Source organism: Marinomonas piezotolerans, assembly GCF_003362755.1.
Taxonomy (GTDB): domain Bacteria; phylum Pseudomonadota; class Gammaproteobacteria; order Pseudomonadales; family Marinomonadaceae; genus Marinomonas; species Marinomonas piezotolerans.
In genome coordinates this window covers 736,009-761,880 of record NZ_QKRA01000001.1, presented here as the reverse complement: position 1 = coordinate 761,880, position 25,872 = coordinate 736,009, and the positions used below count along the sequence as shown (strand labels likewise).

Annotated in this window: 24 protein-coding genes; 14 read left to right on the top strand and 10 right to left on the bottom strand. The window is 45.4% G+C overall.

The features are described 5' to 3' along the window. The first annotated feature begins 67 nt into the window (after positions 1-67). The 4 genes from DN730_RS03530 to DN730_RS03515 are packed head-to-tail and all read left to right on the top strand — an operon-like array spanning position 68 to position 7,021. Entirely contained in the window at positions 68-1,978 is a 1,911-nt protein-coding gene (locus DN730_RS03530; protein WP_115466707.1) for an ATP-binding cassette domain-containing protein, read from the top strand. A gap of 4 nt (positions 1,979-1,982) precedes the next feature. Continuing rightward, on the top strand, positions 1,983-2,576 hold the full coding sequence (locus DN730_RS03525; protein WP_115466819.1) for a DUF2760 domain-containing protein: 594 nt from the start codon (positions 1,983-1,985) through the stop codon (positions 2,574-2,576). Then, the gene (locus DN730_RS03520) at positions 2,577-4,325 is read left to right on the top strand and encodes an Hsp70 family protein (RefSeq protein WP_115466706.1); all 1,749 of its coding nucleotides are present in this window, start codon (positions 2,577-2,579) and stop codon (positions 4,323-4,325) included. It abuts the gene before it with no gap. Further along, complete coding sequence (locus DN730_RS03515) at positions 4,325-7,021, top strand: hsp70 family protein (RefSeq protein ID WP_115466705.1); 2,697 nt, start codon at positions 4,325-4,327, stop codon at positions 7,019-7,021. Before DN730_RS03520 ends, DN730_RS03515 begins: the two co-directional genes overlap by 1 nt. A gap of 77 nt (positions 7,022-7,098) precedes the next feature. Here DN730_RS03515 and DN730_RS03510 read toward each other — a convergent pair whose 3' ends face one another. Beyond that, positions 7,099-7,617, bottom strand: a complete 519-nt coding sequence (locus tag DN730_RS03510) for a hypothetical protein (RefSeq protein ID WP_115466704.1) — start codon at positions 7,615-7,617, stop codon at positions 7,099-7,101. 37 nt (positions 7,618-7,654) lie between these two features. Between DN730_RS03510 and DN730_RS03505 the strand changes: the two genes are divergently transcribed. Continuing rightward, a complete protein-coding gene (locus DN730_RS03505) occupies positions 7,655-8,806 on the top strand; it encodes a M14 family metallopeptidase (protein ID WP_115466703.1) in 1,152 nt (383 codons plus the stop codon). A 132-nt stretch (positions 8,807-8,938) separates the two neighbouring features. Here the strand turns inward: DN730_RS03505 and DN730_RS03500 are convergent, their stop codons facing one another. Both DN730_RS03500 and DN730_RS03495 read right to left on the bottom strand, forming a co-directional pair. Then, positions 8,939-9,418 carry a DUF934 domain-containing protein gene (locus DN730_RS03500; RefSeq protein WP_115466702.1) on the bottom strand — a complete coding sequence of 160 codons (480 nt, stop codon included), beginning with the start codon at positions 9,416-9,418 and terminating at the stop codon, positions 8,939-8,941. Continuing rightward, positions 9,402-11,063 carry a nitrite/sulfite reductase gene (locus DN730_RS03495; RefSeq protein ID WP_115466701.1) on the bottom strand — a complete coding sequence of 554 codons (1,662 nt, stop codon included), beginning with the start codon at positions 11,061-11,063 and terminating at the stop codon, positions 9,402-9,404. The genes DN730_RS03500 and DN730_RS03495 overlap by 17 nt, the downstream gene beginning before the upstream one ends. Positions 11,064-11,296: 233 nt before the next feature. Between DN730_RS03495 and nfuA the strand changes: the two genes are divergently transcribed. Beyond that, the gene (gene nfuA, locus DN730_RS03490) at positions 11,297-11,878 is read left to right on the top strand and encodes a Fe-S biogenesis protein NfuA (RefSeq protein ID WP_115466700.1); all 582 of its coding nucleotides are present in this window, start codon (positions 11,297-11,299) and stop codon (positions 11,876-11,878) included. Positions 11,879-11,940: 62 nt separating this feature from the next. Here nfuA and DN730_RS03485 read toward each other — a convergent pair whose 3' ends face one another. Both DN730_RS03485 and DN730_RS03480 read right to left on the bottom strand, forming a co-directional pair. Further along, positions 11,941-13,017 (bottom strand): 3-deoxy-7-phosphoheptulonate synthase, encoded by a 1,077-nt coding sequence (locus tag DN730_RS03485; protein WP_115466699.1) that lies wholly within the window; start codon positions 13,015-13,017, stop codon positions 11,941-11,943. Positions 13,018-13,237: 220 nt separating this feature from the next. Beyond that, positions 13,238-14,002, bottom strand: coding sequence for a sulfite exporter TauE/SafE family protein (locus DN730_RS03480; RefSeq protein WP_115466698.1), 765 nt, complete (start codon positions 14,000-14,002; stop codon positions 13,238-13,240). Between the two features lie 112 nt (positions 14,003-14,114). Here DN730_RS03480 and cysB point away from each other — a divergent pair, with 112 nt between their 5' ends. Both cysB and DN730_RS19320 read left to right on the top strand, forming a co-directional pair. Further along, the gene (gene cysB, locus DN730_RS03475) at positions 14,115-15,089 is read left to right on the top strand and encodes an HTH-type transcriptional regulator CysB (RefSeq protein WP_115466697.1); all 975 of its coding nucleotides are present in this window, start codon (positions 14,115-14,117) and stop codon (positions 15,087-15,089) included. A 92-nt stretch (positions 15,090-15,181) separates the two neighbouring features. Continuing rightward, entirely contained in the window at positions 15,182-15,310 is a 129-nt protein-coding gene (locus DN730_RS19320) for a hypothetical protein (RefSeq protein ID WP_281270483.1), read from the top strand. 23 nt (positions 15,311-15,333) lie between these two features. Here the strand turns inward: DN730_RS19320 and DN730_RS03470 are convergent, their stop codons facing one another. From DN730_RS03470 to DN730_RS03450, 5 genes are all read right to left on the bottom strand, one after another. After that, complete coding sequence (locus DN730_RS03470; RefSeq protein ID WP_115466696.1) at positions 15,334-16,128, bottom strand: ATP-grasp domain-containing protein; 795 nt, start codon at positions 16,126-16,128, stop codon at positions 15,334-15,336. A gap of 66 nt (positions 16,129-16,194) precedes the next feature. Then, positions 16,195-17,178, bottom strand: a complete 984-nt coding sequence (locus DN730_RS03465) for an FAD:protein FMN transferase (RefSeq protein WP_115466695.1) — start codon at positions 17,176-17,178, stop codon at positions 16,195-16,197. 28 nt (positions 17,179-17,206) lie between these two features. Continuing rightward, complete coding sequence (locus DN730_RS03460) at positions 17,207-18,478, bottom strand: DUF3570 domain-containing protein (RefSeq protein ID WP_245957879.1); 1,272 nt, start codon at positions 18,476-18,478, stop codon at positions 17,207-17,209. After that, positions 18,465-18,692: a DUF4266 domain-containing protein gene (locus DN730_RS03455; protein WP_115466693.1), complete on the bottom strand. Its 228-nt coding sequence runs from the start codon at positions 18,690-18,692 to the stop codon at positions 18,465-18,467. The genes DN730_RS03460 and DN730_RS03455 overlap by 14 nt, the downstream gene beginning before the upstream one ends. A gap of 1 nt (position 18,693) precedes the next feature. After that, on the bottom strand, positions 18,694-19,245 hold the full coding sequence (locus DN730_RS03450) for a TlpA disulfide reductase family protein (RefSeq protein WP_245957878.1): 552 nt from the start codon (positions 19,243-19,245) through the stop codon (positions 18,694-18,696). A gap of 132 nt (positions 19,246-19,377) precedes the next feature. On the opposite strand from DN730_RS03450, the gene dsbD reads away from it, so the two are divergent. The 6 genes from dsbD (at position 19,378) to DN730_RS03420 (ending at position 25,870) form a co-directional block, all read left to right on the top strand. Next, entirely contained in the window at positions 19,378-21,120 is a 1,743-nt protein-coding gene (dsbD, locus tag DN730_RS03445) for a protein-disulfide reductase DsbD (protein ID WP_115466692.1), read from the top strand. 5 nt (positions 21,121-21,125) lie between these two features. Then, a complete protein-coding gene (locus DN730_RS03440) occupies positions 21,126-21,794 on the top strand; it encodes a response regulator (RefSeq protein WP_115466691.1) in 669 nt (222 codons plus the stop codon). A gap of 3 nt (positions 21,795-21,797) precedes the next feature. After that, positions 21,798-23,198: an ATP-binding protein gene (locus DN730_RS03435; protein WP_115466690.1), complete on the top strand. Its 1,401-nt coding sequence runs from the start codon at positions 21,798-21,800 to the stop codon at positions 23,196-23,198. Positions 23,199-23,275: 77 nt separating this feature from the next. Next, positions 23,276-24,004, top strand: a complete 729-nt coding sequence (locus DN730_RS03430) for a ZIP family metal transporter (protein WP_115466689.1) — start codon at positions 23,276-23,278, stop codon at positions 24,002-24,004. A gap of 61 nt (positions 24,005-24,065) precedes the next feature. Then, entirely contained in the window at positions 24,066-25,238 is a 1,173-nt protein-coding gene (locus tag DN730_RS03425) for a benzoate/H(+) symporter BenE family transporter (protein WP_115466688.1), read from the top strand. Continuing rightward, entirely contained in the window at positions 25,235-25,870 is a 636-nt protein-coding gene (locus DN730_RS03420; RefSeq protein ID WP_115466687.1) for a GntR family transcriptional regulator, read from the top strand. Before DN730_RS03425 ends, DN730_RS03420 begins: the two co-directional genes overlap by 4 nt. Positions 25,871-25,872 lie beyond the last annotated feature (2 nt).

Sequence of the window (25,872 nt, the reverse complement as noted above, 5' to 3'; positions counted from 1 at the left end):
GTTAAAACTACAGCGCTATCAGTGATAACATTGCGCGCTTAAATTGACCCTGTTTTTACGGAATATTATGAGTCTACTAACACTCGATCAGGTAAGTGTGGCGTTTGGTCACAATCCATTGTTAACGAAAGTTAGCTTCTCAGCGGAAGCTGGCGAACGCGTTGCGATTATCGGTCGTAACGGTGCTGGAAAGTCAACATTCTTAAAGATTGTTGCAGGTGAGCTGATTCCTGATGAAGGCGTGATTCGTGTGGAAGGGGGAATGAAAGTTGCGCAACTACCCCAAGAACTTCCTGCCGCCAACAACAAGACAGTTCGCGAAGTGGTGAGCGAGGGCGCGGGAGAAATCCACGAGATGATGCAGCGCTATAATGCATTATTAGAAGATTTCTCTGATGCCAACGCTGAAGAAATGGCAGATATTCAACATGAGCTGGACAAACGTGGCGGTTGGGATTTAGAACAACGAGTCAATCATATGATTCAGCGCTTAGCTTTGCCCGCTGAAAAGTTGATGTCTGAACTATCTGGTGGTTGGCGTCGGCGCGTTATTCTAGCGCAAGCATTGCTTACAAACCCTGATGTGCTGCTACTGGATGAGCCGACTAACCATTTGGATGTCCCGACAATCGAATGGATGGAAAGTCAGCTTAAGCAATTTCGTGGTTTGATTTTATTTATTACCCACGATCGACGATTTCTGGAAAATCTGGCTAATCGGATTGTTGAGCTTGATCGAGGAAACTTGCTGTCGTTTAAGGGCACCATTACTGAGTTTTTGGAATACAAAGAAAAACTCCTTGAAGAAGAGGAGAGAGCCAACGCGCTATTTGACAAACGCCTTGCTGAAGAAGAAGCATGGATTCGTCAGGGCATCAAGGCGCGTCGAACTCGTAACGAAGGTCGTGTTCGCGCATTAAAAGCATTACGGGAAGAGCGTAAAGAACGAATTAACCGCCAAGGCACCGCCAAAATGGCGCTAGAAGCCAAGGAAAAATCCGGTAAGTTGGTTGCAGAGTTTACTCAGGTTGCTCATTCCTTTGGTAACAAATTGATTTTGAAACCGATGGATTTAATCGTTAGTCGAGGGGACCGCATTGGATTAATTGGTCCTAACGGCTGTGGCAAGAGTACGTTTTTGAAAATTCTGTTGGGGCAGTTGTCTCCTAATGAAGGGACGGTACGTCAAGGTACTAAATTAGACATTGCTTACTTTGATCAATTACGCGATCAACTGGACCCCGAAGAGACGGTCGCGCATAACGTTGGCGAAGGTAAAGATACCATAGAAGTGAATGGCCAAAGCCGACATATTATAGGCTATTTACAGGACTTTTTGTTTCCACCAGAGCGCGCTAGAACACCAGTTAAAGCCCTCTCTGGCGGCGAAAGAAACCGCGTGCTGCTAGCTAAGTTGTTTACGAAGCCTGCTAACTTGTTGGTTCTCGATGAGCCCACCAATGATCTGGATGTAGAAACACTGGAACTGCTTGAAGAACTGTTGATGAACTACGATGGCACCTTGTTGCTTGTGAGTCACGACCGAGCATTTTTAGATAACGTTGTTACCAGCTCTATTGCGTTTGAAGGCGATGGCGTCGTACGAGAGTATGTCGGTGGTTATGAAGATTGGATTCGTCAGGGCGGGCAGTTCCCAACTGAATCGACCCAAGAAGTTGAAAAACCAGTGAAAGTTGAGAAAAAAACAGCTCCCGTCGCGTCAACGAAACCAGAGCCTGCAAAGCCTAAAGCTAAATTGAGTTACAAGTTGCAGCGCGAGCTAGAACTTATGCCAGAGCACATAGCTGAGCTTGAAAATAAACTGGAAACTCTCAATGCGATAACTTCTGCAGCGGACTTTTACGCAGGAGACCAAGACACTGTGCAGAAAACGCTAGCGGAACTAGCGGCGACAGAGGAATCATTAGAGAACGCGATGGAGCGCTGGGTTGAGTTAGAAGAGATGCAAAATGGGTGATGATATGTCAAATACACTAAAACCGATTGGTTTCTTGCCGCGTTTTTTTGGCGCATTTGGACAGTTTTTTAAATTCCTTGGGAGCGGCGATTATGCCGCGCGATGTGTCGCGATTGGTTCGGGGAAAAAATTAGCTGATGAAGTTGAGCCCGAAGTCATCACAAAAACGGTTGAAGTCGTCAAGGAAGTGGAGGTGCAAGCGCCAGCGTTAGACTCAGTCAACGAAGACGGTGCCCTACAGTTGCTACAGTTGTTGCAGCAGGAAGCGCGATTTGTTGATTTTATTAAAGAAGGCATCGATTCCTATTCGGATGCTGATGTAGGGGCGGCCGCACGTCAAATTCATAATGGTTGCTCAAAAGTCATTGCACAGTACTTTTCAATTGATGTGGTGAACGACTCACCCGAAAATAGCCGTATTGAGGTCCCTACTGATTACGACGCGAAATCGATTAAGCTCGAAGGACGTGTACAGGGAGATGGCCCTTATGCTGGAACACTGATTCATCCAGGTTGGAAAGTAACTGCTACGAACCTTCCGAAGGTTACTAATACTGACTCATTACATATTTTGGCTCCTGCTGAGGTAGAGGTATAGATGAGCGAATATTTTATAGGTATTGATTTAGGTACCACGCATTCGGCTTTGTTTTATGCAAAAAAAGGTGAGGGCGAAAACCTTAAGCAATTACAGATCCCTCAGCTGACCGGGCCTGGTCGAATCGAAGAGAAACCATTATTACCTTCCTTTGCCTACTTTCCGCACTCGACTGAGTTTTTGGAAAGTGATCGTCAACTACCTTGGGGAAAGGTTGATGTGATTATTGGTAGCTTAGCTCGGGAGCTTGGAGCGAAATCTCAAGGCCGGATGGTTCAAAGTGCTAAGAGTTGGTTGTGTCATTCTCGAGTAGGCGCTGATGAACAGGTATTGCCAGTTGACGCGCTAGAGGAAGTCGAGAAAGTGTCGCCCGCACAGGTGACCCGATGGCTAATTGAGCATCTCGTGCGCGCATGGAATAACCAGTTCCCAATGGCGTTACTGTCAGATCAGGACGTTGTGATTACCGTCCCTGCTTCCTTTGACCCAGCTGCTCGCGCGATTACAGAGCACGCCGCACAACAGGCAGGAATAAGTGCTAGGCTGATTGAAGAGCCGCTTGCTGCCTTTTATGCTTGGCTGTCTGAAGAGCAAGATTGGACAAAATCTCTTAGTGTAGATGACCATGTGCTGGTAGTTGACGTCGGAGGTGGTACGACTGACTTGTCGCTTATCCAAGCGGTGGAGAAAGATGGTAGCTTAGGTCTAGAGCGGGTTGCTGTAGGTCGTCATATCTTATTGGGCGGTGACAATATGGATATGGCATTAACGTACCATTTAGCGGGTCAATTGGCGCAACAAGGAACGCAGTTGGAGCCTTGGCAGATTTCGGGGTTGACGCAAGGGTGTCGCGAAGCCAAAGAACGTTTATTAGCGAATTCAGACATTCACGATGCAACCGTGGTTGTTCCTAGTCGTGGTCGTAGTTTATTTAATAACAGTATTAAAGCAACACTGACCCAAACCGATGTACAGACATTGCTGTTGGACGGTTTTTTTCCTGAGGTTGAGTTAGGAGAGCGAGCGCAGTCGGTCCAGCGTTCTGGTTTCGCTGCGATAAACCTTGATTTTGAATCAGACCCTGCGATTACGCGTCATATTTCAGCTTTTTTGTCGACAATTGAAGTCATTCCAAACAAGGTTTTATTAAACGGTGGTGTGTTTAATGCATCCCCGATTCGAGCGCTGATCGAAAAGCGTCTACAGAATATGTTGGGAGAGCACACCGAGCTCCAAATGTTAACACCGTCACATCTGGATCATGCGGTGGCCAAAGGGGCTGCCTTCTATGAAAAAGTTCAGTGTGAGGGTGGTGTAAAAGTTAAGAGTGGTTTAGCAGCCAATTATTACATTGGTGTCGCAAGTCCTATGCCCGCTATACCTGGTATGGCCCCTCCTGTTGATGCATTATGTGTTGCGCCTTTCGGACTTGAGGAGGGGGCTGAGGAGCAAATGCTACCCAACGAATTTTCTTTAGTCGTTGGTGAAACGGTTACTTTTCGATTCTTTCAGTCGCAAAATGCTGATGTCGAAGGTCTTGGTAAAACGGTCCCTTCCTTTTCCGTTGCTGCGTTGAAAGAGCTAAGTCCTTTGTCGATTTCACTAGATGCTGGTCACTACAAAGAAGGGGAGATGGTCAGGGTCTATTTGTCCTCTCGCGTGACTGAGCTTGGTTTGCTATTGCTGCAAGCCCACGATGTAAATTCTGACCTTGTTTGGACCATTGAGTTTCAAGTTAGGGAGTCATGATGGCGAGTGCTCGCTATAGAATCGGTATCGACTTGGGCACTACCAATTGTGTTGTGTCCTATCTAGAGGTAGGGGATACAGAGCCCAAATTATTACAGATTCCGCAATATTTGGCGGATGGTTCGGTCAGAAGTTTTTCTCAATTACCGAGTGCGGTGTACCTACTTGCAAAAGATGAAATTGGCAAGATCGAGCCCGTATTACCTTGGCGTGGGCATGATGCCGATGTAATTGTTGGGGTCGGCGCACTTGACTTAGGGCAGCGTCGTTCTGGTCAGTTGGTACAAAGCGCAAAGAGCTGGTTGAGTCATCATCAGGTTGATCGTCGCGCCGCGATATTGCCATGGGGTAGTGAAGAGGGGGCTCGTAAGATAAGTCCTTTGCACGCGAGTATGCTCTTGTTGCGCCACATTTTAAAAGCTTGGGATGATGCATTCCCTAGCGCGCCTCTAGTCGCTCAAGAGGTCGCTCTAACGTTACCAGCTTCGTTTGATGAACAGGCTCGCTCATTGACGCTTGAAGCCGCGAAAATGGCTGGTTTTGGCGAGCTTTACCTACTCGAAGAACCTCAAGCTGCGTGCTATCACTACATCCGCAATCAAGCGAATTTGGATGTTCTTACCCAAGGAAAGATGTTGCTTGTGGTTGATATTGGTGGAGGTACGACGGATTTTAGTTTAGTTAGGATTGATAACACGTCGTCTGGAAAAGTCTCACTAAAACGCGTAGCAGTCGGCGACCACTTATTATTGGGCGGTGACAACTTGGATCAAGCGTTAGCGTATCAGCTTGACCCCCGTCAGATCTCAGCGTTATCTGCGTCGCGTCTGGCCGCATTGGTACAGCAGACACGGACAGCAAAAGAAACCTTACTGGGTCAAAGCGCACCAGACTCCGTAACCTTGACAGTGTTGGGCGGGGGGAGTCGACTGATTGGAGGCTCCCAGAAATTTACGGTGAATCGAGATGATCTGCTTAAACAAATCGATGATGGCTTTCTGCCTCACGTTCCACTAGGGACGCGCACGACTCGTTCAGATTACGCGGTGCATACATTGGGCTTGCCTTATGAGCATGACGCAGCCTTCAGCCGTCATTTAGCGGAGTTTCTTGCAAATCATCGAGCCGATATTGAGTCGGTGACTGGCTCACAGGTTCCTGATGTAGTGTTGTTTAATGGGGGGCTATTTAATAGTGAACGCCTAAAACAGCGAGTCCTTAATCAGTTGAACGATTGGGCGACTAAACCAATTATCGTTTGTGACGCTCCTGAGCCCAATGATGCCGTTGCTAAAGGTGCGGCTCACTACCTGCGCTCTCTGGCAGGTGAAACGGCTCGAATCGAGAGCGGAGTTCCCCACGGACTGTTGTTAAAATTGTCTGATGGGCAGTTCGTTGGCTTAGTCCCTAAAGGTACGCCTAAAGAAGAAAGGGTACAGTTGGATGAGGTTTTCAACGTGAAAATGGGCGAGCTGGTACAGTTTCCTTTATTCCGTTCAGACGATCATTTGGATGTGACGACAGGCTCACTTTACACAGATGATAATGGCCTAGTATTTGTATCCAATTTAGTTAAAGAGTTAGATGGTCGTTCAGATGGCGAGATGGTTGAAGTAATGTTGTCCGCAACCATGACCGAAGTCGGTGTACTAAGGGTTGAACTAATATCTCGCGCAACCAAGGATCATTGGGTTTTGCAGTTTGGTTCGTCAGATGTTCAAAAAGGTGCGGGTGAGCCAGATGATAGCGAGCATCTTCATGCAAATACTGGCCAAGCTGAGGAGCATTTAGTGAAATGCTTTTCAGCGGCTGGGCAAAAGGCTCAGCCTGACCTGATAAAATCCTTAAAACAAGATTTGGAGCGTATCTTAGGGGACCGAGAGGAATGGAATCTTGGGACATCGCGGCGACTCGTTGATAAGTTGCTTGCTGTCAAAGCGGGGCGAGTAAAGTCTGCACAGCATGAGCGACAGTGGCTACAACTTATAGGGCATTGTCTTCGCCCTGGCTTCGGCGCAATAGGGGATGACGCTAGGGTTGAGCAAGCTGTCAACGCAACGAAACAAGGGCCGAAACATGATCAAGCTCCGGTATGGGGGCAACACTGGACTTTGTATCGACGTATTGCGGGCGGCATGACTCCTTCAATGCAAACGACTTTGTTTAAACAATTTTCGCAGTATTATTCGCCGGCAGGTCAGCGCTCTAGAGAAAAGCAAAAGTCGATCGCAACCAAGTCAAGTGATGATCTGATTCGCATGGTCGGTGCGTTAGAAAAACTTTCGATTGAGCACAAGCATGAGTCTATAGAGTGGCTGTTGAAAAGATTGAGCAAATCGTCGGAACCGGATACGGCTTGGTGGTCAATTGGTCGCATTGGTTCTAGGCGTCTATTGTTGGCCACTGACGCTGAGAGAGTTGATGAAAAGACGGTCATTAAGCTACTTGAATCGTGTTTAAAAGAAGATTGGAAGAAGCGGAAGCAAGCTGGCCTTGCAGCCGTGCTTCTGGCACAACCTACGAGTGAAGAGTCATCGAACTTAGTGGAAATGCGTAAAAAAGTTAGCGACAAACTGAAAAAAAGCAAATGTCCACAGCCTTGGATGATGCGCTTGGAAGGTGAAAATGAGTTTACTGATGCACAAATGTCGCGATTAGTTGGCGAAAGTTTGCCGATTGGACTATCGTTAAAATAAGTCTGCTAGTCAGCAGAGCTTAACAACATAGTGTTATTCAAAGAGGGAGCAGGTGCTCCCTCTTTTTGTTTAGGTCGTCAAAGCGGCTCGTCTTGTGCTAACTCTGATAGATCAAGCAAGTCATGGTTTGCAGCGACTTGGAGCAAGCTCATGATTTGCTCATCTGGGCTGAGTAACGAAAGTGGAGTTTCATCTCCATTTTCTTGTCTAGCAGCATGCAAATCGACGTCTCGCTCGTCAAACCAGTGTTCGATAGGAAGCACTTCAAACGCTGGATCAAGCCCTTTTGTGTCGTATAGATTTTCAATCAGTATTTCTACGGTCTCAGGGTCAATGGCATACATGGTATCTGTATCTAGCTCAGTCGCCCATTCCGCTAAAATGTCTTGTGCCTCATAGCCAAATTCGTAAAGTTGCTGCTCATCTAAGTTTTGTAAGTTTGGTTCTATCGAATGATCGTGGAGCCATTCATCGTCCGGAGTGATGAGTACCTCTTTGATTTGACCATCATGAGTAGACCACGTAAATAATAGTGGGAAATGTGGTTCGTCTGTAGAGTTAGCGACAGCGCTAATGAATATCGGTAAACTTGCCATAATTAAAAATTAACAGCCTAGCGTTAAGGATGAGTGAATGACCAGCCGACTCAAAATCAGCAGTTTCTTTGATGGCGGTAACATAGATGTTATTGATGCCTCAGAACCGGACAATATTAGAGTAAATATACCCAAAGATACAAACTCTGATTTTTATCAATGGTTCTATTTCAGACTACAAGGTGGGATGGGGGAGCAGTGCGTCATACATTTCGAGAATGCTGACGCAGCGGCTTACCCAGAAGGCTGGGAAGATTATCAAGCCGTCGCATCTTATGATCGTGAACACTGGTTTCGTGTGCCAACAGAGTATGTCGATGGTCAATTAATCATTACCCACGTCCCCGACCAAGATAGCATTTATTATGCTTACTTTGCTCCTTATAGCTATGAGCGGCATTTGGATATGATTGCCTGGGCAGCAAGCTATGAGGATTGCATTACACATCATATCGGGGAAACGGCTGAAGGTCGTGATATCACGATGTTAGAAGTAAGTAAGACGCAAGGCTTAGCAAAAAACATTTGGATCATCGCACGACAGCATCCCGGTGAAACGATGGCTGAATGGTTTATGGAAGGATTGCTGGAGCGATTATTTGATGAGTCACATCCTATCGCTCGAGCATTGATGCAACAATGCCGTTTTTACATTGTGCCAAATATGAACCCAGATGGAGCGGTACATGGTAACCTACGCGTCAATTCTAAAGGGGTGAATTTAAATCGGGAATGGAAACGATCTAGCGAGGCAAATAGCCCAGAAGTGTTGGCGGTACAGAAAAAAATGGCTGAAACGGGCGTCGATATGTTTTTAGATATTCATGGCGATGAAGCGCTGCCAGTGAATTTTGTTGACGGTTGTGTTGGGGTGCCAAACTATGATGATCGGATGGCCTCCATGGAAGCTTTGTTTAAGGACATGTTTGAAGCTGTTAGCCCAGATTTTCAAACCGAAATTGGCTATGAGCCTGCTCGATATGGTGAGGCTAATTTAACCGTCGGCTCAAAGTGGGTAGGGAATACCTATAGGTGCCTTTCTTTAACGCTAGAGATGCCTTTCAAAGATAACCAAAATTTACCTGATGAGTTGATGGGGTGGTCACCAGAGCGCTCGAAAATATTGGGTGCAGATGTCTTGTATCCTATTTATCATGTCGTCAATAGTGAATATATGAAAGGTGACTGAGGTGAGACTTTTAGGTCTGTTGTTTGCGGACTGTCTGAGTCCTATGAATTAAACTTTAGCACTTTATTCAAGAGCAAATAAAAAAGCCGAGTCGTAACAAACTCGGCTTTTGGCTTAAGTAATTAGTCGGTGTTAGGTGCGACGCAAGAACACGGGACGTGGATCGGATACATCGCCTTGGTACGCAACACTAAACGGTTTGTTTAAAGTAAGCGCAATATCTAGATTGACATCTTCGGCAAACTGGAAACTGTCGACGCCGCAACGGATCAAGTAGCCTTGTTGGTCCGCCATGAAGTTACCTAACGCACGAATTTCGCCTTTGTAATGTAGGCGCTCACGTAGTAGGCGAGCATAGCTGAAACCACGACCATCCATGAAGCTTGGGAAGTGTACCCCGATCACTTTAAACTGGCTCAGATCAACCCCTTCAAGCGGCTCTATGCCCTCGCCAGCATCAATCCAAATACCTGCCACAGTACCGATATTGTCTCGATTATCTAGCCATTTTTGCATGGGAACGATGGCGTTTTCTGTTATCGCACTTTCAGCATCTTGCTGCCATACATAAGTGTTATCGACGATTTCGCCGTTTTTAATTAGCTTTGGCATATACAGCCTCTTTGAATGGTTTGATGCCGATACGACGGAATGTATCGATGAAACGTTCTTCCTCGGTACGTGTATCGACATAGACATCAATGACTTTTTTAATGACATCGCCGACTTGTTCTTGTGCGAATGATGGGCCAAGAATCTTACCAATTGAAGCATCATGGCCTGATGCACCGCCTAACGAAACTTGGTAAAACTCTGCACCTTTCTTGTCGACACCCAGTATGCCAATGTTACCTACGTGGTGGTGACCACAGGCATTCATACAGCCAGAGATGTTTAAGTCGACTTCGCCGATATCGTATAAATAATCAAGATTGTCGAATGTGTCTTGGATTTGATCTGCAATCGGTATGGACTTCGCATTGGCAAGTGCACAGTAGTCCCCACCAGGGCAGCAGATCATATCAGTTAAGAGCCCAAGGGTAGGCGTTGCAAAGCCATTCTCTTTTGCTGCTTCCCAAAGCTCAATTAACTTGTCCTGACGTACATCTGCCAGTACAAGATTTTGTTCATGACTCACACGTAGCTCACCGTAGCTGAATTGGTCAGCAAGGTCAGCGGCTCTTTCCATTTGGTCTGCTGTCGCATCCCCAGGAGCTTGTCCTGGCTTTTTAAGAGACAAGGTTACAATGCGGTAACCTGGTTTTTTATGGTCGAACGTATTGCGTTCGTACCAGCGAGCAAAACCATTACTTTCGGCGAGCTTGTTTGTGAGTACTTCAGGTTGTTCTTCAAGAGATTCGTATGTAGGCTCTGTGAAGAAACTTGCTAGGCGATCAAACTCGCTCATTGGTACCGTGCTTTCTGAGCCACGTAAGTGAGCCCACTCGGCATCCACACGCTTGCGGAACTCTTCGATCCCCAGTGCTTTCACCAAGATTTTAATACGAGCTTTGTATTTGTTATCTCGGCGTCCGTGTTGATTGTACACGCGAATGATGGCATCCAAGTAGGTCAGTAAATCTTCACGAGGTGTAAATTCACTAATCGTTTCGCCGATCATAGGGGTACGGCCTAAGCCGCCACCAACGATGACTTTAAATCCTATCTCTCCGGCATCGTTTTTCTTCAAGTGAAGACCGATGTCGTGAACTTGAGTTGCTGCACGGTCTGCAGAATCGGTTGCACATACGGCAATTTTGAATTTACGGGGCAAGAATGCAAACTCGGGATGGAAAGTAGACCACTGGCGAATCAGTTCACAGTAAGGGCGAGGATCTGCAACTTCGTCAGCGATGACGCCGGAATACTGATCTGTTGTTGTGTTGCGGATACAGTTTCCACTGGTTTGAACGGCATGCATTTCAACTTTTGCAAGCTCCTCTAAGATATCCGGGACATCTTCGAGTTTGGGCCAGTTTAACTGTAAATTTTGGCGCGTGCTGAAATGTCCGTAACCGCGGTCGTAGCGGCGAGTGATGTCAGCAAGTACTTTAAGCTGCTTGCTGGAAACCATACCGTAAGGGATTGCAATACGCAGCATAGGAGCATAGCGCTGAACATATAGGCCGTTCTGTAAGCGTAAAGGAAGGAACTCTTCTTCTTTAAGCTCATTGTTCAGATAGCGGCGTGTTTGGTCGCGAAATTGCGCAACACGTTCTTCCACTAACTGTTGATCAATTGCGTCATATTGATACATAAAAGACTGAACCATTGTTGTATAAATTCTAGGTGGCCTAAATTTACCAAAATTCCTTTATTCCTAAAATGAATATTTATCTATATCTTTAAAAATATTAGACCTAAGGCTTTATAGTTGGACCACGAAATGCGAAAAAATACCTTACTTCTTTACTTGGTCTTTCGTTTTGAGGGGTGACTAAGGTAACATTAGCTCATACTTTAGTTCACACGTTTTAATTAAGGGTGAGTATGAACATTACGATTACAGATAGTGCTCAAGAGTACCTATCAGGGCTACTTGAAAAACAAGGTGTTGAAGGCATGGCAGTGCGTATGTTTATTCAACAGCCAGGAACACCATATGCAGAAACTTGCCTCGCGTACAGTCGTCCTGAAGAGAAAGACGACACAGATGAAACATTGGAGTTGCCAAAGCTTCGAGTCTATATTGAAAAGAATTCAGTGCCTTTTTTAGATGAGGCCTTTGTCGACTACGCGACTGAAAAGATGGGTGGTCAACTAACGATTAAAGCACCCAATGCAAAAATGCCAAAGGTTAGTGCAGACAGCCCGATTGAAGACCAAATAAACTATGTTTTGTATTCCGATATCAATCCTGGTCTCGCAGCCCACGGCGGTGAAGTGAAATTGGTTGAAGTGATCGACGGCCAAATTGCCGTGCTTCAGTTTGGTGGTGGCTGTCAAGGTTGCAGTGCTGTGGATCTGACTCTGAAAGAGGGGGTTGAGAAAACATTGATTGAAAAAATCCCTGGTTTGACGGCGGTCAAAGACGAAACAGACCACACAGTGACTGATAACGCGTTTATGTAATACATTTGAGAGCGAAAAAAGGAGCCAATCGGCTCCTTTTTTAATGTCTTTAGCTGACGCTATTATCCACGTTGGCGATTTGGTAGAACGTCACGTAGCGTCTCAGCCATTTCAAGTAACGTTTTTTCAGTGGTTTGCCAGTCTATGCATGCATCGGTAATGGATACGCCATACTCAAGGTCAGTAAGGTTTGCAGGGACTTTTTGGTTGCCCCAGCCAATATTACTTTCGATCATCAATCCCATAATGGAGTTATTACCTTGGGAGATTTGACGAGTCGCATCAAGCGCTACTTCTGGCTGGCGTTCTGGTTTCTTAGCTGAGTTCTCATGCGAGCAATCGACCATGATGTTGTGTTTCAGGTTCGCCTTGGTCAAAGCCGCTTCACTTTCTGCGATGTGCTCTGCGCTGTAGTTAGGTAGACCATTGCCCCCACGCAGTACTAAGTGACCGTACGCATTACCTTTGGTATTCACAACAGTGACTAAACCTGTTTCATCAATACCTAGGAATGAGTGCCCGTGTGATACAGACTGCATAGCATTAACAGCAACGGTCATCGACCCATCGGTGCCATTTTTAAAGCCCACAGGCCCAGATAAGCCAGATGCCATTTCACGGTGGGTTTGTGACTCGGTTGTACGTGCGCCGATTGCAGACCAGCTAATTAGGTCTTGATAGAACTGAGGTGAAATTGGGTCCAGAGCTTCAGTTGCAAGCGGAAGCCCAAGCTCTGATAGGTCGATGAGCAATTTACGCGCTTTGCGCATGCCTTTATTAATATCAAATGTGCCGTCTAAATTCGGATCATTGATAAGACCTTTCCAGCCAACTGTGGTTCGAGGCTTCTCGAAATATGCGCGCATAATAATGTAGAGCGAGTCATCTACTTTTTCCGAAAGGGCTTTTAGGCGGCGAGCATAGTCTAGGGCAGCTTCAGGGTCATGAATTGAACAAGGGCCAATAACGATAGCGAGTCGATGGTCCTTGCCGTCCAGAATATTTTTTATGACGTCGCGCGATTGTGCGATTTGTTCGCGAATGCCATCGGTGATAGGTAGTTCTTCCTTAAGTGCTTTAGGTGTCACCAAAGGGGTGAAGGAGGCAATGTTTAAATCCTCCAAACGGGAATCGCTCATATCAATAAATCCTAATATAACTTTTTGTATAATTTAATTGTGTTGTTTTTCATGTGATTACGACACTACATGGTTTTTATAGCAGAATGAAGTGGCCGAGATGAGAAAAGTTGAAAAATAACAACAAACCATAAAAAAAGACGCTAAATAAAAGCGCCTTTGAGTTGAGTGTTAACGAATGTGGGGCAGTTTGTTTCTAGTGTAAAACTTTATGTATGCGTTAAAAGAATAGATACTTTACGCCAAAGCTTGCTAAGGCCGTGGCAAGAACTGGCTGCAGAACTTTGTTCGGTACATACGAAGCGATTTTTGTGCCGATATATATTGCCGGTATTGAGCCAATTAATAAGCCAGCTAATAAGTAGTAGTCTACATTTCCAAGTAATACATGACCTAAGCCTGCAACAAGGGTTAGTGGTACGGCGTGCGCTAAATCTGTCCCGACAACATTACGTGCCTGCATTGCAGGGAATAGAAGCATCATCATAGCTGTGCCAAGTGCGCCCGCACCGACAGATGTAAGCGTGACAAAAATACCTAGAACAATCCCACATAGAAAAATTGCCTTTGTGCCGTCTGATTGGCTATCACTGCGCGGCTTAATTAGAGCATGTATTTGTTTTCTGAACACAATGACGAAAGCCGTCATCAGAAGCATTAGACCGAGAGTACTAGTTAGTAAGTGCTGATAATGCTCGGGGTGTTCGAATTGTGACAGGGCCCATACCGTTAAAAATGAGGCAGGAAGGCTGCCAGCCGCCATAGCTCCCATGATCCGCCAATTAACATTGCCGCGCTTAGCATGCATGTACACCCCTGTACTTTTGGCAATACCGGCATATAGCAGGTCAGTGCCAATGGCTATATGAGGAGGGAAACCGAAAATAAGAAGCAGAGGTGTCATTAAGGAGCCACCACCAACGCCGGTTATTCCAACAGCTAAACCGACGCCAAGGCCGGCTACTATGTACCAAATAAAATCCATCACGAGTCATCTTTAAGAGATTAGTGGTGGCAACCTTAAGGCTTTTTTACTATTCTATAAAGTAATATTTTTTTATGTTTTTAACTCTTTTTAGAATAAGGACGGTGGGCTTATGAAGCTACAGCAGTTGCGATACATCTGGGAGGTGGCAAGACACGATTTGAACGTCTCAGCGACCGCTCAAAGCTTATACACTTCTCAGCCTGGTGTAAGTAAGCAAATTCGTTTGTTGGAAGATGAGTTAGGTATCGAAGTATTTGCTCGAAGTGGCAAGCATCTTACCCATGTTACACCCGCCGGAGAGAAGATTATTGCCTTGGCCGGTGAAATTCTTAATCAGACACAAAGCATTAAAAAGGTTGCGAAAGAATTCAGTGATGAGCGCAAAGGCTCACTCGACATTGCAACTACTCACACCCAAGCGCGCTACGCGTTACCCAATGTCATCCACAATTTTATTGCTGGTTACCCTGATGTCACATTGCACATGCATCAAGGTACACCCATGCAAATCGCGGAGATGGCTAATGACGGTGTGGTAGACTTTGCAATTGCAACCGAAGCCTTAGAAATGTTCGGTAACCTCATTATGTTGCCATGTTATACATGGAATCGTTCTGTCGTAGTGCCAAAAGATCATCCGCTGGCGACAGTAGACACATTAACACTTGAAGCATTAGCTGAGCACCCGATTGTGACGTATGTATTTGGCTTTACGGGGCGATCACAACTGGATGAGGCATTTCAACAAGCAGAATTGGAGCCGAATGTCGTGTTCACCGCGGCGGATTCTGATGTGATTAAAACCTATGTTCGTTTGGGACTTGGTGTTGGGATTGTTGCAACGATGGCCTACGATGCGTCAGCTGACAATGATTTAGTTGCCATTGATGCGTCTCATTTGTTTGCAGACAGTACCACTAAAATCGGCATTCGAGGGAATACGTTTATTCGTGGCTACATGTATAAATTCATACAGTCTTTTGCTCCTCATTTAACTCGGGAGTTAGTTGAGGCTGCGATGCAGGCTCCTACTCGTCAAGATGTCGACGAACTTTTTACAGACATTGAATTGCCAAGGCTGTAATAGATGTTTTCAATGGGGTCGTTAGCTTAGTTCAAATTCGAATTGTCATATAAAAGCCTTAAACTGATTTTACTGTTTAAGAGGAGATGACGATGAAGGCGCTTATTAAGAGACTGGCTGACCGAATTAGTGCACCTAACGTAGATTACATAGAGGTCGAGTGGCAAGGATGGGATGCGTGGGTTGAGTATGACCTAAGCTCATCGAATAGAGAGCATTGACTGCTCTCTATTAATTTTTTTCCCTAAACAATCATGTCGACTGGCTGATTTTGTGCGTTGATAGCGGCTAAATAGTCCATGATCCCTACATCAACACTTTTCTGTAGATCTTTCACACCCTGATTACCAAATATGCGATTGAATTCGATTAAATAGGGCGTAGCACCGACCATCGCGACATCGAAGCCCCCGTGGTCTATTCCTAAATGAGTCGCGACGTACTCGACTAGGTCGAGCGCTTCTTTGGGGATAAGGGCCACTTCTACTTGTCCACCTTGGCTAATATTATTATAGAAACCTTTCTCTGCTTGAAGGCGCCAATATCCCCCAACCACTTTATTGCCTACCCAAACAATGCGTAAGTCACGATCTATCGGTAAGTATTCTTGAGCGTATAAGGTTTGTGATTTAGATTGATAGTCCTGCCACTGCATTATATTGTCGATCAGAAAAACACCGTTCCCCATGCTACTCCGCGGTATTTTTGCGACAAAAGGAGTGGGCATCACCTCCCAGATTCGGTCTGCTTCGTAAGGTGTATTGGCAGATATTTCTGTGTAAGGGTGGTTCATTGGTGCGATTGTCATAAATGTGCGTGTCATTTCGACTTTATCGTGACCAATCATATACGACGCTAAACTTGGAAATATTTGTTTTTTGAGTCCGTGAACTAAAGCATTTAATTGCCAATACTCTGGAAATAATACCCTATCTGCAGCTCGAATTTCATCAAGATGAGCGTACATGTTATCCGGTTTTATATAGATGACGTTAGGTAAATGTAAAGTACGTAGTGCGTCAAATGAAACAATTTTCATAGGTGGGATGTCGAACAATTGAAAGCGAGATAATAAGCTTAAACAAGAAAACGACAAAGCAATATTTTACTGGTTTGTGTAGGTTTTATGTTCACTTCGTAACCAATAGGGTACCCCCGTTTGATTGATAAATTCTTTGGCTTGATTACCTTGCAACAGCGTAAGTGTTGCAAGCATTCCTGCTTGTACGCACGTGGCGCCAGCGACACTGACACTGCGATAGGGTGAGCGAATAGGCCAGCCTGTTTTCGGGTTCAAAATGTGTCCGAATCGCTTACCATCTATCTCGATAAATCGCTTCGTATCGCCAGACGTAGCCAATGCTCCTTGGGTGAGCTCTAGATCGATATCCGACCGATGTGATTGACTTAAGCTTTCAATGCCCACGTTCCAAGGAGTGGGTGGGCATTGATTTTGTTTGCAGGCCAGATCACCACCAAAATTTACCAGGAGTCGGTATCTTAGTGATTTTGTCGCGAGGTATTCACTTAAAATATTGAGGACACGGTCTACCGCGTATTCTTTACCAATGCCTCCAAAGTCCAGTTCTACCCCTGTAGGGATAAGGATCGACTCAGGCGTGTCTGGTAACCATTTAAGATTAGAAAACCCAATGTAAGGCATTAACTCATCAATATCCTGTTGTTTTGGAAGCCGAGTCCTCGTCAACGACCATATCTCACGAAGTCTTCCAGATGTGATATCAAATAATCCATCAGATAATTGCCATGCTTGGTATGCAAAGCCCAAGAGGGATTGTGTTTCTTGGTCGATTAATTGTTCAGCATCGTGTTGTTTGTGTAAATTTGCCCAAGTATTGTCTATCACATAACGACTATATTTGTATTCTATTCGCCATGCTTCTGCGACACCTAACGTGCTTACTTCAGTAAGTTGAGAGTGAGTCAGCTGTGGAGCGTCGATTAGAATTTCACATGTGCTGGCCATACATTGAAATACAACTTTGGACGTATCCGATTTATAAAGGTGTGGGGAAGGGTGACAGGAAGGATTAGCAGAGGCAGCAATATGTAGTTTTATCGGTGTCATATTATCCTCTGCTAATTCTTGTGATTACTTAGAAACGATAGCCTAACGTTACCATGATCGCATCCATACTTGGGTACAAGTCTTGCGACGTCAGTTTACCGAACCCTTTATTTCCTGTGCTATCTTGGTGATACAGAGCGATCTTGCCATAGGCTTCGCTGGAGTTCTCAAACTGGTAGCCATATTTTAACCCCAGTGTGTAAGTTGTCATGTCTCCAAGGCGGTAGTCTGCACTCGCGTAATCCTGCGACAAATAATTGTTGCTGGTTAGGTAGCGTTGGTAAAAGTCCGCAGCAGATTGCTGGTAGAGCCTTAGCTGTGGTTCAAGGTATTGATGATCGAATCTAAACCGATATTTGGTCTCTAGTGTATGTGATGTGACTCCCCAATCGTCCCACATGTAACGGTAACTAAGGTCTAGTATATCGTTATTGGTGAGTTGATATTTTGTTTGCCAATAGACGGTTTGCTTTAGCCGAGAGTCAGGTCGTTTTTCAAATAGGTATTGGTTTTCGCCCGCAATTTGGTAATTACCGCCTGTGTTTACGTCTATTACGGATAGAAATTTGTAAGGATCGGTTTGGTAGCCACTGCTTTGGCTGACACCATAATTAAATTGCATCAGCGTACGGCGGTTAATGACTTGAGTAACTCCGAAGAGCGCATCAGTCAGAGACTTTGAATCATCACTCTTTTCTCTTGCACTGTTAATCGTGCTTAAACCAGTCGGAACTCCGCCTTCTGGATTAATTGTGTCGTTGGATGCGCTTAGTCCCAGTGTCAGGGTCGTATTCTTATTATTGAGATAACGAGATAATGAGCCATTGATACCTACGGACTGATAATCATGTTCAGCAGACAGATGTGAACCGATGCTATAAGCCCAATCGCGCCCAGCGGGAGCGTTCCAATTAATCGAGAATGCGCCACGAGTATCCCTAAAGGTGTCATCTAAAGGCGTGGTATTAGGGGGAACGTCATAAGTACCGTTGCCTGATGGGCTTGAAAAGGTTTGGGTCGAATCGCTTGGCGTTGCACCGTTTGGAGAAGCGCCTGTCAATGTGTCACCCACGATTTTCGTGGTCAGTGCTGTTTCACTATCATATTTACGCTTTAACTCCAGCACTGGCTCTATTGCGCTAACGCGAGAATCACTCTCGCTATATACCATCAATGCCGAATCAACATCCCAGTTTTCTCCAGCGTTAGCGTTGCTGCTTATTCCTGCGGTTAAAGCACAGCTTGCAGTCGCGAGCAATGTTGCTATGTCTTTTGGGGAGCGTTGTTTAGTTGCAGCCACAGCCACCTCCTGCAAAACCTTGACCACCAGAGCTTGCTTCTTTACTGAAATAAACATGGTCATTGAGGCTCGTTTCAATTGGGTCATTGATGAGATTCATTTCATCTTGGGCGAGCAGGTCTCGCTCCCAAGGTTTGACACCTAAATCGGAACAACCCGCGAGCATATAGATCGCTGTGATCACAATAGATGAGCGTATTAATTTATTGAGCATGCTAAAGGTCCTCATGAATGAGCTGCTGTATTTGTTGCTCATATGCTGCAGTTTGATCTGAATGAAAGCCTATGTGGGTGGCGCGAACTCTTCCTTGGCGATCCAATAAAAAGCTTGTTGGCATGCCGATGACTTCAAAAGCTTCTGGCATTTGGCCATCAGGGTTAAATAGGACATCAAATTCAGGCGGAAGTGATTGCAAAAAGTCCAATGCATTTGCTCGATCTTGGTCGAGGTTGATGGCAACTATTTTAAATCCGTCATCCCGATACTTATTGGTCATATTGTTCATCCATGGAAATGAAGATCGACATGGACTGCACCAAGATGCCCAAAAATCGACTAAAACAATGTCACCTCGATAATCTTCAAGATGTTTAGATTCACCTTTGAAGGCAGGCATCTCGAAAGTAGCTAGTGGCGCAAGTTCAGCGTTGGAAGTAGGGAGGACTTGAGTATCCGCGTGCGCGACGGCGGCAACAGTAAGTAGCCCTGCTAACAGCATACGCTGTGCCCGTACAAAATAGTTTTTTGCAAAAAGGTAATGTGTCATGGCGCATCCTCAGAGTGTGTTGTCATTGACATTAAGAGTTCAAGCTTAAGGCAATCTTAAGGGATGCATTAAGCTTAGCTTAAGCTTTGTGACGTAACTTAAAGTACGACACAAACTTTAATTGGAGCCGCTATGAAGCATTGGCTGATCACTATGAAATCTTTTTACTTACTTATATGGATGTTTGTGAGTGTTGTCGCGAGCGCTGGCGAGTTTTTAAAGCCGGATCAGGCGTTTGTTCTCTCATCTACCCCTGATGGTGTTTTGGAATGGCAAATTTCACCTCACTACTACTTATACAAAGATAGAATTCGGGTTAGTGAGGTGGGGCAAAAACGTGATTTGCATCTCATGTGGCTATCTCAAGCAGAACAGAAAGATGATCCGAATTTTGGTTTGGTAGAGGTATTCCATGACCAAGTGAGAGTAAAGGTGACCGATACAAAGGCGTCTGGTGCTCCGACAGCGTATGAGGTCACGTATCAAGGCTGTTCTGAGCAAGGTTTGTGTTATCCACCTCAACAAAGGACCGTTACGTTGTCCTTGACAAATGAGCAGGCTGTGACTCAGCCGAGCCCTACGACGAAAGAGCAGGGCTTGGTTTCGGGGTTGATGAATAACGGTGTGTGGGTGACTCTGCTCACATTCTTTGCATTAGGACTAGGACTTTCATTGACGCCTTGTGTACTTCCAATGGTGCCTATTTTAGCTGGGGTTATTGCTGGTCAATCGGGTAAGTTATCAAGTAAAAAAGGTTTTGTGCTGGCATTAAGTTATGTGCTTGGTATGTCAGTAACCTATACGATTGCAGGGGTATTGGTAGGGATATTTGGGGCGCAATTAAACCTTCAGGCGGCCATGCAAAACCCTTGGATCTTAGCCTTTTTTGCGCTTGTATTTGTGTTGTTGTCACTTTCGATGTTTGGGCTCTATGAATTACAGCTTCCTGACAGGCTCCGCAATAAGATGGATGCGCTAGGGTCAAACCGAAAAGGAGGGCAGCTGTTCGGTGTTGCCATAATGGGGGCCATCTCCGCATTGGTTGTATCACCTTGCGTTTCTGCGCCTTTGGCGGGTGCTTTGCTATACATCAGTACGACTGGAGATGCTTGGTTGGGCGGTGCGGTATTATTTGTGTTGAGCATCGGCATGGGGGGGCCACTTCTAATAATGGGTTTGGGGGGCGGCCGCTTCTTACCTAAAGCTGGTATGTGGATGCAGCACGTGAAAGCCTTTTTTGGCGTAGTGCTTCTAGGAGTTTCGATCTCTTTATTAGGACGCTTTTTACCAGAATATGTGAGTACAATGATGTGGGCGTTATTACTGCTTGCCTACGGCTGCTATATTATACCGAATACTTTATCAGGTAAGTGGCGTCGTATGCAGTTAGCGGGTTCGATAGCGCTATTGTTTTACAGTTTGAGTATTGGTAGTTCATCTCTCGCTGGTTCGCCAAGTTTAATGACTCCGCTGAAATTTTTTGGCACAGCGACCTCAAATGAAGATGAAGGGCAACAAAGCGCATTATTTACTCGCTATGATTCGGTGCTAGATGTTCAAAATCAGATTGCGCGTGCCAATGCGGATGGATTGCCTGTTGTGCTCGATTTGTATGCGGATTGGTGCACTGCGTGTAAAACTATGGAGAAAGAAGTTTTCGATAAGGCGAGTCTTCATAGTCAGGCAGATAGATATCAATTTATTCAACTGGATATAACTGACAACACTTCAAAGCATCATGCATTTATGGAGTCTTTAGGTATATTCGGCCCTCCAGCTATCGTATTTTTTAACAGTGATGGCACTCTTTCAGACGTTACACAAGGTGAATTATCTGAGCGTGAAATGCTCGAACACCTAGATAAATTGAGGTAAGCAAATTGAGAATACTATTGGTCGAAGACGATCAGTCTTTAGGTGACGGTATGTGTGTCGCACTACGGCGCGAAGGTTTTGTGATCGACTGGTTATCCGATGGTGTGCAAGCGTTACAAGCTATCGAACAGGAAGCCTTCGATCTGATTATTCTGGATCTTGGATTGCCGCGAATGGATGGTATGACTGTCTTAGCTAAGGCTCGGGAGAAAGCTATTGATACACCTGTACTCGTGCTGACAGCAAGAGACTCGTTGGAGGATCGTGTAAGTGGTTTAGATGCTGGCGCGGATGACTATGTTGTGAAGCCGTTTGATATTGTTGAAATAAAGGCGCGTATCCGAGCTCTTGTTAGGCGCGCGAAGGGCCGCTCCATTTCCACAATCACCCATGGTGATGTTGAGCTGCATCCAGATAGTATGCAAGTACTTTATCAGGGACGAGATGTGTCACTTACACGACGCGAATTTGTGTTGCTGAATGAATTGATTTCTCGGCCAGGTCATGTATTTACGCGAGATGCAATCATCCAATCGCTGTATGGTTGGGGGGAGGAGGTAGAAAGTAATACCCTGGAAGTGCATATACATCATTTGCGTAAGAAGTTTTATCCCGGATTAATTCGTACAATTCGTGGTATTGGCTATGTCATCGAAAAGCAAGTTGGAGAGTAGCTTGTGTTTAAGGCACTGAATAAGTATTTGCCTAATTCCATTAAGCAGCGAACGCTGATTCTGGTGATGTCGTTGTTTACGTTGACGAGCCTACTTTTGGGTGTTGTAAGTGTAGGTTTTGCTAATCATGAAGTAGAAGAGTTGTTCGATGCACGGTTGGCGCAGCAGGCTAGATTATTATTGAAACTAGCAGGGGAGGATTTGTCTGAAGGGCGCAAAGTACCGACCTTTGTTTATCCCTCTGTGGTAACGGAGTCAGATGAATACGAGCTGTCTGCGGTTGGGCATGAATACGAAAGTAAGATTTATTTTCGTATTTGGCGAAACGATAAAGTGGTTGCATCCTCTGATAGTCAAAGCATTGAGCCAGAACAAACGCACTACAACGGTTTTGGATCTGCAAAAAGTGAACGATATGAATGGCGTACATTTGAGTTGACCAAAACGCTAGAAAAGGACAATCAGTTTCGAATAGTCGTTGCCGAGCGTTTGGATGTTCGTGGAGAGATTGTCACTGAAATTGTTTTGAATACCGTGCTACCTCAGCTAATCGGTTGGCCTTTAATTGGCTTGCTAGTATGGGGTGCTGTAGGTATAGGTTTGGAGCCATTGAAGCAATTAACGAATAGAATTCAGAAAATTGAGCCAGCCCAACTCGAACCTGTAAACCTACAAAACGTCCCGCAAGAGTTAGCACCTATTCAACAGGCGTTAAACACCTTACTGTCAGAGATCGACGATTTGATGGCTCGCGAAAAACGCTGGATCGCTGATGCGGCCCATGAGCTAAGGACGCCACTTGCGATATTGAAGTTGCATGCGCAGAACGCAGAGTCTTCACAAAATGAGCAAGAAAGGCAGCATTCACTGTTAAAAATGGTGGATGGTGTTGATCGAAGTGCGCGAATTGTTGAGCAGCTACTCGCCTATGCTCGCGTTGAAAGTCAGTCTCAAGGGACTTGTAGTAAAGAGATTGCGTTACAAAAAGAGACGCGACAGATATTGGCAGAGCTTTATCCAATCGTCGCTGAAAAAGACATTGTGCTGGAGGTTCGAGATAGTGAAAAAGAACTGATGTTTCCTATCGAAGTAAATCACTTGGAGATCATTTTACGAAACCTAGTATCCAATGCCGTCAAATTTACGCCTGTGGGTGGCCGTATCGATATAGGGTGGTATCGCTTTCAAGACAGTGTGACTTTAGATGTCTCAGATACGGGCGAAGGGGTTTCCAGAGAGAATCTAACACGCCTAACAGAGCGCTTTTTCCGTGGCAGTGATCATTCGGGGGCTGGGCTGGGATTGTCCATCGTTGCTGCGCTCACAAAACAATATGACGCCACAATAAATTTCGAGCCCAATCGTCCCAATGGACTTACTGTTCGAGTTTCTTTTCCACCATAAAGCTTCGTAATGAAGCTGAATCTGTAGAGTTCATACCGCTTAAGAAGCGGTTTTCTATTTAAGTGAGGGAGCATTTAATGCCAGAGTGGATGTACATCTTGTTGTTAACCTTAATGGCAGGGTTAGCGATGCCCTTAGGCGGATTATTAGCAACGCTCGATAGTTTTCGTCCCAATTGGTTGAATGAAGAGCTACGGCATAGTGTTACGGCCTTTGGTGGCGGAGCACTATTGTCTGCCGTCGCTTTCGTTCTTGTGCCTGAGGGTATCGAGCCATTTGATCCGTGGTTGAGCGCAGGGCTGTTTTTGCTAGGTGGAATCATGTTTATGATGATCGATATACAATTGGATAAACACCATACTTCTGCTGGGCAGTTAGCGGCAATGCTTTCAGATTTTATCCCAGAATCCATTGCTTTGGGGGCATCGATAGCATTAGGCAAAGGGTCGTCTGTATTGCTAGCGTTATTGATCGCTATGCAGAATGTCCCTGAAGGTTTTAATGCATTTCGTGAGCTTAAGGCGTCCAGTCGATACCGCTCTTCGACAATTTTAACGGTACTGGCTGTATTAGCTTTGGCTGGGCCCGCAGCGGGCTTGCTAGCGTATTATTGGTTGGCATCATTCAGCGAGCTGGTGTCGGGGATAATGCTGCTCGCCGCGGGAGGTATTCTCTATGCCGTATTCCAAGATATTGCACCGCAAGTGCGATTAGAAAAACACTGGGGGCCTCCATTGGGGGCTGTTATTGGCTTTGTTTTAGGATTAATGGGATTCATGCTAACTCATAAATCGATACATATTTAAAAAATGTATACAAAAGTCGCTCTCTAGAGATATCATTGCTCCTCTACAAGGAGTATTTGATATGTCAAAGTTAATGTCCGATCTAAGTGTCAGTGCTGTTGTCGCTGGTTTTATAGCTGTTCTAATCGGTTTTGCAAGCTCGGTAGCGATCGTCTTCCAAGCGGCAGATGCCGTGGGGGCAAGTGAAGCGATGAAAATTTCTTGGATCATGGCCCTAGGATTAGGGATGGGGGCAACGTGTTTTTTTCTCTCATGGTGGTATAAAGCACCTGTTATTACAGCTTGGTCTACGCCTGGAGCAGCGTTACTAGCAACTAGCTTAACGCAGGCGTCGTATGCGGAAGCGATTGGTGTCTTCATATTCGCAGGTGGATTGGCATTAGCGCTAGGGCTATCTGGCTTATTTGATAAGCTCATGCGCTGGATACCGTTACCCATCGCGTGTGCAATGTTGGTGGGCGTTCTATTTAACTTTGGTGTCGCGATATTTACCTCAATGCAAACAAATTTATTGATGGTGAGTGTCATGTTTGCTGGTTACTTAATCGCAAAAAAGTTGATGCCTAGATACGCAATAGTGTTTGTTCTCATCATCGGATTAATGATGACGGTATTTGCGTCCGACGCAGATTTTAGCGGTATACCACTTGAACTTGGACAATTTTACTGGGTGACTCCAGAATGGAATATGTCGTTAATTCTGGGGGTCGGAATACCTCTATTCATCGTTACACTTACCTCCCAAAACATACCAGGCGTTGCTGTCATGCGCTCTAGTGCTTACGACGTTCCGGTGTCTAATTTGCTTTCTTGGACAGGGGGGGCGACCGTATTACTTGCGCCGTTGGGCGGTTTTGCATTCAATTTGGCGGCGATTACTGCAGCAATTTGTAGTGGTCCTGAGTCTCATCCTGATGAAAAGAAACGCTATATTGCTGGCATGTCTGCTGGAATTTTTTATTGGCTTGCGGGGATCGCTGGGGCTACATTAGTAGGAGTGTTCGCTGTATTCCCTAAAGAAATGATTGCCGCACTAGCAGGTATAGCGTTGTTGGGAACCATTGGTGCAAATTTAAAATCAGCATTTGACGACGATTCTCTGCGCGAGCCAGCGTTAGTTACATTTTTAACTACTGTCTCTGGTGTGTCATTTTTTGGTGTGGCATCGGCGTTTTGGGGGATTTGTTTTGGTGTATTAGTGCTTGTCGTTCAGCGTATGGAGTGGCACAAATGAGCGCTCATTTAGAATTAGTGGATCGCTTAAAGGCCGATATTTTGTCTGGCGAGTTAGAGCGCGGCCGACCATTACGGCAACAAGAATTATCGCGACGCTACAATATCAGTAGGATTCCTGTTAGAGATGCCATTGCGGCATTGCGGGGTCAAGGTTGGCTCGTCGCGCATGGTAAAGCAGGGGCAATGGTACCTGAACTAGACTGGGTTGAAGCTGAAGATCTTTATCAGATGCGTTCGATGCTTGAATGCCAGTTACTTAAATATGCCATGCCGAATATCACCCATGAGCAAATAGGTCGAGCGCGAGACGTTAATAATCGTTTAGGCTGTAATGATTTGGACCTAATAGAGCGAGGACGACTAAACTGGCAGTTGCATGCAGTATTGTATGACGCTGCGCAGCGACCATTGTTATTTAAAACTGTCGCAGCGATTAATGAGCAAGTCCGTCGCTACATGGGGTTCCAATATGTACCGCTCGATTATCAGCATGTGAGTCAAACAGAGCATGAACAGCTATTTCGGTACTTAGAGCAAAAAAAACCTCTAGAAGCGATAGAATTACTTAGAAATCACATTGAGGAAGCAGGGATTCTGCTAGTAAAGTATCTTAAATCAACAACCGCTTAAGT